The sequence below is a fragment of the Colwellia sp. MB02u-6 genome, assembly GCF_014077095.1.
GTDB lineage: Bacteria > Pseudomonadota > Gammaproteobacteria > Enterobacterales > Alteromonadaceae > Cognaticolwellia.
This window is the reverse complement of sequence record NZ_JACGVG010000037.1, coordinates 86,411-101,565: the sequence shown is the minus strand read 5'-3', so window position 1 is coordinate 101,565 and position 15,155 is coordinate 86,411. Positions and strand designations below refer to the sequence as shown.

Annotated in this window: 15 protein-coding genes; 1 reads left to right on the top strand and 14 read right to left on the bottom strand. The window is 39.9% G+C overall.

Features of this window, described 5'->3' with window-relative positions:
* Positions 1 to 3: 3 nt before the first annotated feature.
* The 13 genes from H4J46_RS17560 to H4J46_RS14325 all read right to left on the bottom strand — a co-directional run bounded on the left by H4J46_RS17560 (position 4) and on the right by H4J46_RS14325 (position 11,988).
* Complete coding sequence (locus tag H4J46_RS17560) at positions 4 to 465, bottom strand: prepilin-type N-terminal cleavage/methylation domain-containing protein (protein WP_182234143.1); 462 nt, start codon at positions 463 to 465, stop codon at positions 4 to 6.
* A 262-nt stretch (positions 466 to 727) separates the two neighbouring features.
* Positions 728 to 1,303 (bottom strand): Tfp pilus assembly protein FimT/FimU, encoded by a 576-nt coding sequence (locus H4J46_RS17555; protein ID WP_182234142.1) that lies wholly within the window; start codon positions 1,301 to 1,303, stop codon positions 728 to 730.
* Positions 1,304 to 1,372: 69 nt separating this feature from the next.
* Positions 1,373 to 2,005 carry a prepilin-type N-terminal cleavage/methylation domain-containing protein gene (locus H4J46_RS17550; protein ID WP_182234141.1) on the bottom strand — a complete coding sequence of 211 codons (633 nt, stop codon included), beginning with the start codon at positions 2,003 to 2,005 and terminating at the stop codon, positions 1,373 to 1,375.
* A gap of 235 nt (positions 2,006 to 2,240) precedes the next feature.
* Positions 2,241 to 2,747, bottom strand: coding sequence for a hypothetical protein (locus H4J46_RS14370; RefSeq protein WP_182234140.1), 507 nt, complete (start codon positions 2,745 to 2,747; stop codon positions 2,241 to 2,243).
* Between the two features lie 28 nt (positions 2,748 to 2,775).
* Positions 2,776 to 4,014 (bottom strand): type II secretion system F family protein, encoded by a 1,239-nt coding sequence (locus H4J46_RS14365; RefSeq protein ID WP_182234139.1) that lies wholly within the window; start codon positions 4,012 to 4,014, stop codon positions 2,776 to 2,778.
* A gap of 11 nt (positions 4,015 to 4,025) precedes the next feature.
* A complete protein-coding gene (locus H4J46_RS14360; RefSeq protein WP_182234138.1) occupies positions 4,026 to 5,741 on the bottom strand; it encodes a GspE/PulE family protein in 1,716 nt (571 codons plus the stop codon).
* 1 nt (position 5,742) lies between these two features.
* Positions 5,743 to 6,867 (bottom strand): lipopolysaccharide assembly protein LapB, encoded by a 1,125-nt coding sequence (locus tag H4J46_RS14355; RefSeq protein WP_182234137.1) that lies wholly within the window; start codon positions 6,865 to 6,867, stop codon positions 5,743 to 5,745.
* Positions 6,864 to 7,772 (bottom strand): ExeA family protein, encoded by a 909-nt coding sequence (locus H4J46_RS14350; RefSeq protein ID WP_182234136.1) that lies wholly within the window; start codon positions 7,770 to 7,772, stop codon positions 6,864 to 6,866. The genes H4J46_RS14355 and H4J46_RS14350 overlap by 4 nt, the downstream gene beginning before the upstream one ends.
* An 11-nt stretch (positions 7,773 to 7,783) precedes the next feature.
* The gene (gene mshL, locus H4J46_RS14345; protein ID WP_259365884.1) at positions 7,784 to 9,475 is read right to left on the bottom strand and encodes a pilus (MSHA type) biogenesis protein MshL; all 1,692 of its coding nucleotides are present in this window, start codon (positions 9,473 to 9,475) and stop codon (positions 7,784 to 7,786) included.
* On the bottom strand, positions 9,472 to 9,795 hold the full coding sequence (locus H4J46_RS14340) for a hypothetical protein (RefSeq protein ID WP_182234135.1): 324 nt from the start codon (positions 9,793 to 9,795) through the stop codon (positions 9,472 to 9,474). The genes mshL and H4J46_RS14340 overlap by 4 nt, the downstream gene beginning before the upstream one ends.
* A complete protein-coding gene (gene gspM / locus H4J46_RS14335; protein ID WP_182234134.1) occupies positions 9,788 to 10,486 on the bottom strand; it encodes a type II secretion system protein GspM in 699 nt (232 codons plus the stop codon). The genes H4J46_RS14340 and gspM overlap by 8 nt, the downstream gene beginning before the upstream one ends.
* A gap of 4 nt (positions 10,487 to 10,490) precedes the next feature.
* Positions 10,491 to 11,087, bottom strand: a complete 597-nt coding sequence (locus H4J46_RS14330) for a PilN domain-containing protein (RefSeq protein WP_182234133.1) — start codon at positions 11,085 to 11,087, stop codon at positions 10,491 to 10,493.
* A 1-nt stretch (position 11,088) separates the two neighbouring features.
* Complete coding sequence (locus H4J46_RS14325; RefSeq protein ID WP_182234132.1) at positions 11,089 to 11,988, bottom strand: MSHA biogenesis protein MshI; 900 nt, start codon at positions 11,986 to 11,988, stop codon at positions 11,089 to 11,091.
* 131 nt (positions 11,989 to 12,119) lie between these two features.
* Here H4J46_RS14325 and H4J46_RS14320 point away from each other — a divergent pair, with 131 nt between their 5' ends.
* On the top strand, positions 12,120 to 13,064 hold the full coding sequence (locus H4J46_RS14320) for a 1-aminocyclopropane-1-carboxylate deaminase/D-cysteine desulfhydrase (protein ID WP_182234131.1): 945 nt from the start codon (positions 12,120 to 12,122) through the stop codon (positions 13,062 to 13,064).
* Here the strand turns inward: H4J46_RS14320 and H4J46_RS14315 are convergent.
* Complete coding sequence (locus H4J46_RS14315) at positions 13,018 to 14,868, bottom strand: EAL domain-containing protein (protein ID WP_182234130.1); 1,851 nt, start codon at positions 14,866 to 14,868, stop codon at positions 13,018 to 13,020. The two genes, H4J46_RS14320 and H4J46_RS14315, sit on opposite strands and share 47 nt — an antisense overlap.
* Positions 14,869 to 15,155: the final 287 nt, after the last annotated feature.

The following is a 15,155-nucleotide window of genomic DNA, read 5'->3' as shown; positions in this document are numbered from 1 at the left end:
CCACTAAATACAGGCGTTTACTATAAAAGACGGTACACTGCCTGCACTAACAGGCTCAACATAATAAACTATACAAGGGTCGTTTGAGCTCGTTGGCGGCAAAACATCACTACTATAGATAGCGATAACATCTCCCAATTCATCATAGTTAAAATCGGCGCCATCAAGACTAAGCAATTGTTGCCAATCGCCAGTATTGGCTCGCGGATAACCAAAAGTAATAGCTAGCTCACCACCCTCTTCGATATTAACGTGACTATTCAACTCCTTTTGATTGCCTTTAACTAACGACTTACTATGGACCTTAGCCGAAGCAGCTTGCATTGTCGCCTTAACACCTTGTAATGTCGCCGTTTGTGCATCCGCGTTTAAATTAATAAATTTAGGCGCGGCGATGGCGGCCAAAATGCCGAGAATTATAATAACGACAATCAGCTCGATTAAGGTGAATCCTTTGGAATTCATATTAATTACCTTTACTGATTTTATTAAATAACTCAAGCTATTAATAACTGAAAGTACTAACACAGTTAAAGCTTTAGCATTAAATACATGGCTAGTATTTAGCTTAATCTACTTGGTCTTAAAAATACATCAGCATTTTCATTTCACACCACGTTCAAAATTAACATTAACTAGTGTATTTAGTTTTAATACTTTAGGCCTTGTCATTAAATTCAGGTAAAAAAAAAGAGAGCTTAGCTCTCCTTTAAATAAATCTATCAGTTTAACAGTCATCAAAATTGGACGTTATTACTGGTGGCGTTTCTGAATCTCCCGCATTTGCATAGGCTAAAGAGCACTTTGTTTCGTCTGTTGCGCCAGTATGAACAAAGCCCTTAGCTGTTTCTTCAGCAGAACCAGTATCACCTGGAACACTTGCATTAGCATCTACAGCAGCCTTGGTAACATATTCTTTAAACACAATTTGTGATCCACTATCTAATTCAATAAGACCTTGTATACCTAAAGCATTTTCTGCGTTTGAGCCGTCGCCTAAAGTACCTAAACTCTCAACGGCAGGAAAACCATGAACTAATGCGTAATGTTTACTACCAATTATAATCGTGCCCGCTTCACCCGTTTGAGCCCCAACCAAAGCTTTAGCGTGTGCTAAATTTATCGCACTGTTGACACTGCCTTGTACACCTTTCATGACAGAGCTTCGTGCATCAGTTGTTAAATCAATAAACTTAGGCGCCGCGGTTGCCGCTAGAATACCTAAAATAACAATAACGACCACTAATTCAATTAGGGTAAAACCTTTTTGCTTGCTAAAACTATTATTTGTTAACTGCTTCATAACATAAACCTTTATTGTTGATAATTAATTGTTATTAATTATTTATTGTGAATTGTTGATTGTTATTAATTATTTATTGTTATTGTTGATATAAACAACCACTGAGCTATCAGCGGGTTGGTAAGTAAAACTGTTGCCCGTACTGGTTAAAGCACTGGCTATTGGTTCAGCAAAGTCATTGTTGACATCTTTACTTAAGGTTTCTTTCAAATAAAAATGGCATAAGGTTGTTGCTGCCGACCCCGACTTAACCGCTAGATAATTTAAGCTACTGTCAGTGTTTAATATGCTAATGCTGTCAGTTAAGCGCGGTGGTTGTTGAAAAATACTTTGCCATATATCCACGCAGTTAGTCGCGGTAAAGTCACTGCCTAATGTGGCGCCATTATTTTGACTCACCGTATTTGAAGACACCACATAACCGGGACGAATATCGGTCGCTTGTATCGTCAAAATTAAATCTGTGCCATCATAATCTACTATATTTTGGCCAGTGGTGTTTTGTGGACGACCTTCAGCCTCCCATTGAGCACGCACCAATGAAACGGCTGTAGCGAAACCGCCAGCCATGCCTTCAATATTGGCTTGTTTAGCTTGATCCGTTAAGTCGAGGAACTTAGGAATTGCGGTAACCGCCAAAAAGCCTAAGATCACCACCACAATCACTAATTCTATAAGGGTAAAGCCTGACTGCTTATTCATAACCACCTCTTGAAGTTTTCCTGAAGTTTTCTTGATGTTTTCTTGATGTTTTTTAATGCTTTATTAAGGTTTTGGCAATCATAATATCAACTTGATTATCTTAACGATATTGATGTCATTTTAACAACTAAATGTCAACAATGTAACTAAATAATTCGTATTATGCGCTAAATACTTATTAAGGGCTACAAACCTTGCTGTTCAATAGCTATTCATAAGCATTTAATATGCCAACTTAATGTGTCAATTTAATTTTACTGACTTTGCCGTTATGGCGCTGATAAGTGAAATACTTACCACTGGGTAAACTATATTGGCAATATGGCAGCAATTGCTTTTGCTGCTCAACCAAAACAGCACTGATAGGATCCTTCATATACAACAAAGGGGCTTCCATCACATAGTGCCAAATAATTTGACACGGCAAATTTGCCTCATGGCTATCAACCCAACCCCATTTATTCACTGGCACTTGTATTATAAGACCGCCATCCGGTTGAATTTGGTGACTGGTAAGGCCAACAAAACGCGGTTTTAAATCCATAAACCATTGACCACGAATACCATTGACTCGCGCGGAAAAAACTTGCGCTATTGATGAAAATCCGGCCTGGCTTATTTGTTCTTGCTGTTTAAAAAAGTAAAAAATAAAACTCGCCATCAATGACCCGACAAACACCACCACCACTAAAATTTCGGTTAATGATTTTTCATTTTTCTCAGCCACTTGTAATGATGTCATGATCTTTGCCTCCTAATAACAAATAAACTTACTTGCCTTGAAAGGCTGACATCATATTCCACATTGGGCTAAATATACCTAAGGCTAGTACTAACACCATGGCGGCAACTATGGCGATTAGAATAGGTTCAATACGTGCGGTTAAGGTACTTAGCTCGTAATCTACCTCACGCTCGTAGTAGTCACCCACTTCAGCTAATAACTCATCAACTCGGCCTGTTTCTTCACCAACAGCGATCATTTGCAGTACCAACGGGGTAAATAAGTCACTGGTCGCCGATGAACGTAACAAACTTTCGCCGCTTTCAATGCTGCTGCGCATCGCCAAAATCTTATCGCGCATGTAAGTATTGTCAACCGCGTCAGCCACTAGGGTTAAGCCAGTGGTCATGGGTACACCCGCACGCAATATAATAGAAAAACTGTGGGCAAAGCGTGACAAAATTGAGCGTTCAATAACGCTGCCAACAATCGGCAATGTTAATTTGCGTTTATCCCAGACATACATGCCATCCGGTGTGGCTAAATAACGTTTCAGTGAAAAAAAACCTGCAATACTGGCTATTAGCATATGTGGCCAATAATTGAGAAAAAAGTTTGAGCTACCAATGAGCATTTTTGTTGCCCAAGGCAAATCTGCGCCTAGTTTGGCGAACAGATTGGCAAACGTGGGGATAACAAAAATATTTAAAATAACTAACGCAGCCACTAAGGCAATTAACACAAAGCTGGGATAGCGTAAGGCGGTTTTAATACGTTTTCGGGTTTCTTGCTCGCGCTCAAAATAGCCAGCAAGCTTTAAAAAGGCTTCGTCGAGATTACCGGTATTTTCGCCCACATGGATTAATGAGACAAATAAAGGATTAAATATTTTGGGGTGTTTGTGCAAGCTTGTCGACAGGGGAAAGCCGCCTTCTAATTGTGCTGAAATATCAATTAACGCTGACTTTAATTTTACTGAGCTACTCGTTTCAGCCATGCCTTTAATGGCTCTTAAAATAGGCACACCTGATCTGACCAAGGCATACATTTGTCGACAAAAAACAATCACGTCATCAAGGGTAACTTGATTAAGCCCTAATAAATCCTCGATATCAATATCTTTATTGGCAACCGCTGCATTAGCCTGTTTTGCTGTTTCTATTGATAGGGGAATAATAGCTTTGCGAGACAATTGCTCTGCCGCTAGAGCAGAGTTTGTCGCTTCAATAACACCTTTGACTTGGCTACCGTTAGCATCTCGGCCAATATAATTAAATGCGGGCATAATATTATGACTTATCCTGTGACATCAAAGGTTTCTACTAAACGCAGTACTTCTTCAACACTGGTGACACCGAGTTTAGCGTAGTCGAATGCGGCTAAGGCTAAAGGCCTAAACCCTGGATGTTGTTTAGCGGCTTGGGTGAAAGCTTCGGTGTCATCACGCTTTAAAGCCGCCATCATGGGCTCATTCATTTCTAATAGCTCAAAAACACCAATACGGCCTTTATATCCGGTGTATTGGCAAGTTTGACAACCTCGACCATGGCTAAACTTAAGGGCATTAATATCCTCGTCAACCAGATGAGACAGCCACATAATTTCTTGTTGCTCGGGTTGATAAGCTTGACGGCAACTTTCACACACTTTACGGACTAAGCGCTGAGCGATAATAGCGCGCAGCGAACTGCCGACTAAAAATCCTGCCGCGCCCATATCTAAAAGACGTAAAGCACTGGTAATGGCATCATTGGTATGTAGTGTTGATAACACTAAGTGACCGGTTAATGCGCCTCGTAATCCAATTTCTACGGTTTCTTGATCGCGCATCTCACCCACCATAAGAATATCAGGATCTTGTCGTAAGGCGGTACGTAATACACTGGAAAAGGTCAGATTAATTTTACTATTGATTTGTACCTGATTAACCCGCGGTAAGCGATATTCTACCGGGTCTTCTGCTGTGATAATTTTTTTACTGGCTTTATTAAGTTCACTTAATGCTGCATACAAGGTGGTCGTTTTACCACTACCGGTTGGGCCAGTTACCAGCACCATGCCGTGTGGCCGTGAAATTTGATGACGAATGCGTTTAACAAAGTCTTCTGGCATACCAGTCTCATTGAGCGACAGTAAACCTGCTGACTGATCCAGTAAACGCATAACTACAGACTCACCATATTGCACTGGCATGGTTGACATACGCACGTCGATATTATGGCCCTTAATTTTTAAATTAAAACGACCATCTTGTGGTAAACGCTTTTCTGAGATGTCTAAGCCGGCCATGAGTTTTAAGCGTAAGACCATGGCAGAGGCAATTTTATTTTCTTTTAAGATACTTTCTTGCAGCACGCCATCAATACGCTGGCGAATGCGCAGAGCGTTTTCATCTGGTTCAATATGAATATCAGAGGCACGCATTTGCACTGCATCTTCAAACACTGACTGTAATAACTTGCCAACCGTTGCATCACCGCCTTCTTCAAGAAAATTGTTTGATAGATCAAAGTTATTACTTTGATCATATTCTTCCTCTAATTGACTCGCAAACGACTCTATGTCTGCGGTGCGTCGATACAGACCGTCAAAGGCATTGAAGAGTTGCGACTCCATCACCACAGCCAGTTTTAATCGTTTTGGGGCTAACATTTGCTCTAGTTGGTCAAGGGCACTTAAATCAGCAGGATCGCTCATACCGATTAGCACAGCGTCATCCTGATCTTCAATAACAATAGCGCGTAGACGCCGTGCGTGCACCTCAGGTAACAATATCGCCACTTCAGCTGGAATTCTACGTTGGCTTATATCTAAAAAAGGTACATCGAGTTGTTGGGCAAAAAACGCTAGTAGTTGTTGTTCGTTAATATGGCCTAGCTCAATTAAAGCACCACCCAATTTTCGGCCACTGATTTTTTGGCTGCTTAACGCCTCCAACAGTTGCTCATTACTGATGATTTTTTCGTCAACCAGTAAGTCGCCCAAACGCATTTTTAATTTAGGTGCTGCCATATTATTCTCCTAGCTCTATCAGGCGTTCTCGAGCAAATTGCATCGCACTGCTAGATAAATTATTGCGAGCTATTGCTTGTTTATAAGCGTCTCTTGCGGGCACAAAATTGCCCAGACTGTCCAATGAAACCGCAACGCCTAACCACCATCGACCTACATCAGGCGCTAATGTTATTAATTTTCGATAAGCGCTAACGGCACTGGTATGCTCATTTAGCTCTGCCGAGGTGTTAGCTAATAGTGTTTGTATTTCGGCACTATCACTGGTTTTTATTGGCCGTAGTATATTGTATGCTTGCCTTGCCTGACCTTGTTGGTAGTAAATTCGAGCACTCATTAAGCGCATTTCTGGGGCTGGTGGTGCTAGTGCAATACCTTGCGACAACAGGTTGATCGCATCTCGATAAGACTTTTTACCGTACCATAAGGCCGCTAACTGTTTACGTGCGGTTTCATGCTCGGGCATAACGAGCAGCACTTCTTCAAATAACGCTTCAGCTTTAGCCAGATTATTGCGTTCCATAGCTTGCTCAGCTTCAGAAATTTTATTGGCTGCCAAGGCTTGTGGTGATAATTGTCTGCGGGAAATAGTTAAACTTGGCTTAGCTTGCAGTGTTGTATTAACCGGCTCAGGTTCAATGCTATTATCGGTGGCTTGAAGGGGTGAGGGTTTTATAGATACGGCATTTTTTTCTGTCATTTTTGCGGCTATATTATTGCTTTTACTTTTATTTTCATTTTTTTGCTGGAGATCACTCTCTAAAGTGCTGTCATCTTTAGGGCTTGAGTTTGAACTTGGCAAGCTTGATGTAACCATAGCCATTGGCACTTTAGCTTCTAATCGCTTTGTAGCAGATATTTTATTTTTCTCGGCTGCCGCTAAACTTTGTTCTCTGGCCAACCTCATAGTTTCTTGCTGGACTTGCATTCTTAATTGCTGGTTTTCACTGTAAAGTTGCCAGCTAAATATGCCCGCTACATTCAACATAATGATCGCAGTAACTATAACTAGAATCAGCTTACTATTTGAGTTTTTTGTTGGCCCAGAAACCGCTAAATTAGCCGCACTTTGCTGCTCACTTTGACGCTTATCTAAATCTTTTAACATTTGGTTAATGACACTCATAACAAGGTCCCCAAAATATCCCACGAAAAGTATAAGCCAGCTAAAACGGTCACAATTACTAAGCTAATGAGATAAAATTTCCCCGGTGTGTTGTCTTGCATACCTTCAGTATCTTCTATGGCTCGGCTTAAATGTTTATTGCTAAGTTGATAACCACCTTCGCCATAAGCAAGCATCAGCATTTTATGGCAAATAATATTGACCAGCCTTGGAATACCCCCACTGACCTTAGCCACTTTTTTTGCCAAAGCCCGACTAAATAAAGGAGCACCGTTATGGCCCGCCACTTGTAATCGATGTTGAATATAATGTTCAACCTCAAACGCATTCAGCGGACGCAATTGATAAGAAAATGTAATACGTTGTTTTAATTGCCGAAAGGCCTTTTCAGCCAACCTTTCATCTAATTCTGGCTGAGCAAATAAAACCACTTGTAATAATTTGCGGGTTTCGGTTTCAATATTGGTAAATAAGCGCAATGCCTCAAGACTCTCACCTGGTAGCGCTTGCGCTTCATCAAGAATCAGTACCACTGAATTACCTTGACTGTTTAGCTCTAATAGTCGTTGCTGAATACGTTGAGTTAACAGCTGCACCGACATACTTTGTGCTTGTTGAACACCTAACTCAACCGCTACCGCACGGCGTAACTCATCAGGCTCTAAATAGGGATTGGGAATATAAGCAGTAACAAAATTATCTGGTATTTCATTTAACAATTTGCGGCATATTAAGGTTTTACCTGTACCCACTTCACCCACCACTTTAATAAAACCTTCACCGGTTTTTAGCGCGGTAAACAGCACAGCTAGTGCCTCGTTGTGAGATTCTAAGCCTAAATAAAAATTGGTGTTTGGGGTCAGGGTAAAGGGTAATTCCCTTAAGCCAAAATGATTAAAATACATAGGGTTATAACTTAATTGCTAGCTGCGTCTGCATCTTCAGGGAACCACTGTTTTAATAAAGCCCGTGCGTCTTGTAATTGATTTTTCCAAGTGTCTTGGCCAATAACAATCGGTTTAAGTAAAATAACTAATTCTTTCTTTTGCACCGATTCACTTTTGCTCTTAAATAATTCGCCAAGAATTGGAATATCACCAAAGAAAGGTGTTTTAGACTCTAAGTCAACTTTACGGGTTTCAATCAGACCACCAATGACCACAATTTCACCTGATTTAGCGCGAATAATGGTATCAGATTCACGCACACTGCTTTGTGCCAGTGGCAAGATAATATCTTGATCACTTAAACGGATCGTTTTTGTTTGCTCATCCGTGATGGTGACCGATGGATGAACATGAAGAATAACTTCACCATCCGCATCAATTTGCGGTGTTACATCAAGAGCAATACCTGAAAAGAAAGGCGTTAAATCAATTTCAGGTGTCGTTGTGGTTGAAGTCCCTGTGGTGGTTGTGCTGGAAACATCAGTAACAAAATACTCGTCTTCACCGACTTTGATGATGGCTTTTTGATTATTAGTGGCGGTTATTCTTGGGCTAGAAAGTACTTGCACATTACCTTGTGTTGATAATAATTCAATCACGCCACTAAAGTCTTTATTGAGGAAGCTTAAGTTTGTTACGCCACCAATGGTCGAGGCAATAGCATTACCTGCAATATTGCCCGTTGTTGAAAAATCAAGGTTAGTGCTTTCGATGTTCCCTAGCACTTGATCCCACTTTACGCCTTGTTGATAATCGTCATTTAAGGTGACTTCCATTATTTTCGCTTCAATAATTACCTGACGGCGTAAATGCTCTTCAGTACTTTCAATAAAGCGTTTAACAGCGGTTATTTCAGCAGGCATGGCTTTAATGGTGACCAGGCCGGCTTGGGGAGATACAATCACAGAGCGACCATTTTCACTGCCCACCAACGCGGTTAGTGTTTTGTTTAATTCAGACCAAAAATCAGATTCATTTTCAGTCTGAATATTGACACCACTACTCGTACTACTGCTTTGATTACCGCTTTGATTACCGCTATTGCCACCGCTGTTGCCACTATTACTACTGCCACCACTTGAATTACCCCCACTGGAACCATTGCCAGAAACACCACCAGAGTTGACGCTTGTACTAGAGATACCGCTGCGTTTAACATACAAGTAGTCTAATGGAATAGTTTCCGTGCGAATACCCGCCGGATACACTTGAATAACGCGGCCTTCACGGCGAATATCATAACCATAAAGTGACTCAATCACGTCAAGAGTTTCATCTAAGGTCACATTTTTTAAATTCAGGGTGATGGTACCACTAACGTCAGGATGAACCGCAATACTGTAAGGTGAATCATCAACAATAGCGGCTAAAAATTGCTCAGCGGCAACGCCACTAGCGGCAATTTCTAGCCGTTTTTCTGCTAATAAGCCATGACGGGCTTGTTGAATTTCTTTTTGCATAAGCTCTTGACGAACAGAGTTGGGTAAAGCTTGCAGGGGTTTAGGCGCTGCCGGCTGATTGGCTTGAGCAATCGCTTTGTCTAATGCTTGTGTTACATCAGTTGGCGGTTTGGGCGCTGACTGACAACCCACCAATACCAGTATTGCTGAACAAGATAACAATTTCATTTGCTGCTTTTTATTTTTATATGCTTTTTTCATTGTGAGTTCGCTATAACACTGGAAAATAATGATAATTCCATTCTACCTTGTGGCGAATCTAATACCACCCCATTGGCATTGATTGCGATCAATGCAAAGCCTTTATATTTATCACCGACATTCAGTACTTGACCGTTAATAATCGCTTTTTTGTTGTTATTACTTTTAATAACTGATTGTAAAACTAACCTTGTGCTCTTTTTGCTAATATTAGTTGATACTGAAGCTACTGCACCAAAAGGCTTAGTGGGATCAACCTGTTGGCTATTGGCGTATTGAGGCAAAAATAGCAGTAATGCAACGAGTATAATTTTATACACCAATAAACTCCTGTGCTGTACTTAAGCTATAAATTTCAATTTCTAGCTCACTGATTGGATACTCTTTTAGTTGATAGTCAAATTCTTGCCAAAAAAATGTCCAAGACAAACTCTCTAATTGGGTTAAATAGTCTTTTAACTGAAAATATTGTCCTTGCAGCTTAATCTTAATGCCATGACGATATAACTGTAATTGCTGGGTCTGCGCCTTAATGTCACCGACGGTCGCAGTTGCTATTTTATCAGTTGAAGAGTCAGTTTTGCTTTGTGTTATCGCACGGGCAGGAAGTACTTTAAATGAAAGTAATTTCACACCTTTTTGTAACTTTAATAGTTTGATCAAGGCATAACGCATTTGAATAGGGCCAATTAAATCCGAGGTTAACGTGAGCAACCTCTCGTCAATACCACCCAGTTTAGCTTGATATTGTACTAACTGTTTTCGCAAAGCAACATCAGGGTCTGCACTTAATGCTTGCTCTAATGCTTGGATCGAATCCTGATTGTTTTTATTGCTTTGCTCAGTTTGTACTACTTGTTTGTTAAGCTGTTCAACACGCTGAATGGCTGCCTCCAAAAACAAACTATACAAAATGAAAATTATTGCCACTAAACCGCTAGCAATAATTAAATATTGCTCACGTGGTGTGGTATTGCTGAATTTCTCACTGTAAGCCAACCACTGTGCCATTGTGCTACTCTCCTTTACTTTGTGCAGAGCTAACCACAAACTCAGTTAATTTTTGTTCATTCTCAGATAAAGAAAAATTAATAAATCGCTGACCTGAAAGAAATGTAGATGATTCAAAGCCAGACAGCCAATTGGGTACGGCATCAGGGGTACGTGCAAGGCCTGAAAACGTCATATTACCATCACCAATATTAACTTTTTGTAAGCTAATATTATTATCATGCAACACTGCCAATTCTTCCATCGCATTAGAGAAACCGGCACTATAAGTTTTTGTTGGGTCAGTTAATTGTTGGTGTAAATACTGTTTACTTGCAATGACTAGCTTAATGGTATTGAGTTGCGCAAGTAACTCAGTGTCTTGGCGATTATTACTAACAGCCAATTCTAAATTTTTTAACTGTAATTTTTGCTGACTATTGAAAGATTTTACTGTTGCAAATTCTGTAGTTAAGTGACTGACTTGCCGTTGTACAATAAAAATCAACCCGAGCATAACCACAAGAGTCGTTCCCCATAGCGCCACAACACGCTTGAGTGTCCATAACGCTTTCGCTGTTTGCAGGTCAGCCTGCAATAAGTTTATTGAATGTTTAGCCACCTTAATTTGGCTCCATAAAATTTAACTGTGTTGCGCCAATAGCGACAGCGCTACCTCGAAGACTCTCTAATGTCTCTGGCATAGCAAACAATTTAACCTCTACATTGGTGTTTTCTGCCAACTTACGGGCTAAAAATGCTTCTTGTGCCACGGGTAGCAAAATTTCAATCGTTTTGATTGGCGCTTGTTTTAATTGGCGCTCAAAATAATCGGTAGAACGCTGAATCTCTAAACTCAGAGAGTCGATAATACCCATAGTTAATTCATCTTCACTTTTATTGGCCATTTGTGCAAAACCACGCAAGCGTCGACTGAAAAATAGTTGGCCGTTCTTAACAATTAAAAGATTTATTTCTTCACTAGGCTGCTGGCAAACAAACAATACCGCGTCTGGTTGCAATGGCAGTAAGCTTGCAAAGGCAAACTCTTCAGTGGTTATGCTATTTATGTTGAGTTGTGTATCGTTGAATATGGAGACCAGCGCCATCAAATCATTTTTAGCTGTGCAAACCACATTAATTTTTTCATGCCCCCCGGCTAATGTTGGACCATCGAAGTAATCCAACATCATATTTTCAGGTGCTATACTGACCAAGTCTTTTATTTGCCATTTTAAAGCAGCGTTTATTTCGGCCGCTGGTACATTAGGCTTATCTACTTGTACAATTTGCGAATGAGCGTGTGCCAACACTAAATGATATTGTCCTGGTAAGGGTTTAACACTTACCAAAGCCTTTAGTGCTTTTACAATTGAGTTGCCTTTATTTTCAAAAGTTTCACCTTTACTTTCATTAGCCTTTCTAACGAAATAACTAATCGATTGCTGTCGTAAAGCTATACCAATCAAGTCAGTAGACTTTGCTTTTGAGAAAACATTTCTTATACGTGTAATAATTGACATTAAGCGATATTATTATTTTGTTTAGCTTTAATCATAAAAACTATTATCGCTAATTTTATACTCGGTGCAAGTGTTTTCATTACTTCATGCCTTAAAATGCAATATAAGATAAAAAATAAGATGCAAAATATATGCCTATTTTATCAGCTTTAAAACCTATTACTCATCCTATTTTTACTCAGCATAAAATAACCGTGCAGGTTAAGCGTGATGATCAAATTCATCACATTATCTCCGGTAATAAATGGCGCAAACTTAAACATAACTTACGCTACGCAAAATCTATTGGTGCTGACGGTGTTATAACTTTTGGCGGTTGTTTTTCAAATCATATTCATGCTTGTGCGTTCGCTTGCCAACAGCAGCAATTGCCTGTCATTGGCATTATTCGTGGCGAGGAACACAATCAAGACAATTATACGCTAGCCTGGGCTAAGCATTGGGGTATGCAGTTGTCTTTTGTTGATCGAAAAACCTATCGCCTGCGCTCTGAAGACAGTTACTTACAACAGTTGCAGCAGCAATACCCTAACCACTTGATTATCCCTGAAGGTGGCAGTAATGCGCTGGCATTAACCGGTGTTGCTGAAGTGATGAATGAGCTAAAACTACAAAGTGAATTTGATACGATGATAACTCCGGTCGGCAGTGGTGGTACGCTAGCAGGGCTTATTGTTGGCGACCAATCACAACATAATCTATTAGGTATCGCGGTACTAAAACAACAAGGTTATCTTGAAGATGAAATAAAGGCGCTATTACCGCCCAGCGATAACAATCAGCAAAACTGGCGAATAGCACATCAATTTCATCGGGGGGGGTACGCTAAGTTTAGTGCGCAAGATGCAGAAGAAATACGCCATTTTAGTGACATAGTCGGAATTGATTTTGAGCCGGTTTATTCAGGAAAAATGATTTTAGCACTACTCGAGCTTATCAAATCAGGTTATTTCCCCGCGTATCATCGTATTGTGCTGCTACATACAGGTGGCTTGCAAGGTCTCGCTGGTATGTTTGAACGAGGTTTACTTAATCCCGCGCAATGGCCTGTGCTACCTGTGCCACCGGTTCAGTAAAAAAGTGACCTTGACCACCTTTTACACCCAGTTGCAGTAAAGCACGCCATTCGGCTTGTTTTTCAACTCCTAAAGCGTAAACCGGAATGTTTTTGGCTGCGGCTAGGGTTCTCAAACTTTGGATAAATACTTGGTTTTCTATTTTTTTATCTATGTCGATGACAATGCTACGATGTAATTTCATCGCATAGATAGGATAGATATTAATATAGTGAGCACTGACAACATATTGACCAACTTTGTCAGCGATTATTTTCACCCCTGCAGTGCTTAAAGCGGCTAACGTGGCTTGTAATTTTGACAAGTGATTAACTAACTGATATTCGCTAATTTCAATCATTAGCTGGCCTTTGACTTCAGGGAAGCTGGACAATATTGAGAGAAACCTCTCCGCAAATCCAGCTGATAATAGTGAGTCTATTGAAACATTAATACTACACTTATTTTGTTGTGCTTTTTTGGCCCTTAACATACGACAAACTTGTATAAGGATGAGTAAATCTATTTGTAGCATGAGTCCACATTTTTGTGCCATGGGAAAGAAAACACGGGCGCTGATCAAAGCGCCATTTTTATCTTTAACTTTTGATAGCACCTCATGATGCAAAACTGTAGCACTGTCACTCGCAATAACAGGCTGAAAAAAGAGAGCAAAACCATTGCTGTTGATCGCCGCGTTGAGCAAGGTTCGCCATTTTAAGGACCCTTTCGCTTTGACTAAAGCTAATTCACCCACTTCAAACATAAACCATTGAGAAGGCCCTTGTAACTGCGCCGCACGTAACGCCATATCAGCTTCTGACATTATTTGATAGGGTACTTGCTCAGCACCAAAATAACTGGCGCCGATGTGAACAGACTCTTCTTGATTGATCCCGACTGGCATCACTACCGCTGCTAATTTTTTCAATAATAGATCCGCTAATTTCTCAACATCCTTAATGACAACATTGGGTAACAACACCGATAACTCATTATCGCTGTGGCGCGCAAGAAAATAGCCAGGTTGGTCTTGTAATCTTTGCTTAGTGACTTGAATCAGTGTTAATAAAAGCGACATGGCTTGCTGATAGCCATATAAGTTTTGTACCAAGTCTATTTCTTTAAATTGGATCAAAAGTACCGCCCCCTGGGCATCCTCCTCTTTAAGCAAGGCTTGTAATCTATTATTGAAAAATGCTCGGTTACCAATACGGGTTTCTTGATCCAGTAAAGCGCTAGCGCGAATACTTTTATCCCAAGCAATATCATTAGCAGTATTGTCATTTATTTTTTGCTGTAATTGACGAATGGCCAAGGTAATGGTTTCTATCTCTTGCGATGAATTATCAATAGCAAGTACATTAGTGGAGCCTTGCATTAGTGTGAGACTTGCCCAATGCTCCAATTGCTGTAAAGATTTAAGCTTAATGACTAACTCTCGCTGTAATTTTTTTTGCAGTAGCCAACCTATGACAAATAATACTAGGGTGAAAAAAAGGTATAATGGCGAGGTAAACACTAGATAAATGGGCTGTTGAAAACTTAGATACCAGTGACTGTTAGTAATAGCCAACTGACGCGAACTGCTTTCTTTGTTCAGTGTTAATCGAGCGAAATTTCTGTGCAATAAAGCGGTTTTACTGACAAGATCTTCTAATTGCTGGTTATTGAGCGCTAATGCTTCTAGGCTATGGTGTTGGCTATTCTGCGCTTGGTAAACCGCTAGCACCGAAAAAAAACAAACCAATAGATAAAATACTGCCATTATCATAAAAAGAGGTTTTATCTGCAGTTGTTCTATTAGTTTAGCCTTTGCTAACATGAGCACTCCATTGCTAAATAAATCTTTTTTAAGAGCCACTTAATATCAATTTGATTAACTAAGTGATCTACTTTTCTATGTAAAAGTGTGTAAATACTTAGCATAAAATTTAATGAGTAGTTTTACTACTTATCAATCTTATAACGCTGTACCTATTAATCAACTTGGTTTAACAACGTCCTTTTAATACCTTGTATTATATATAGCTAATTAAATTAATTGTAGACGATATAAAAATCAATATTTTTTTAATTTTTTGTTGATCATTTTTCTTTAAATACTTTATT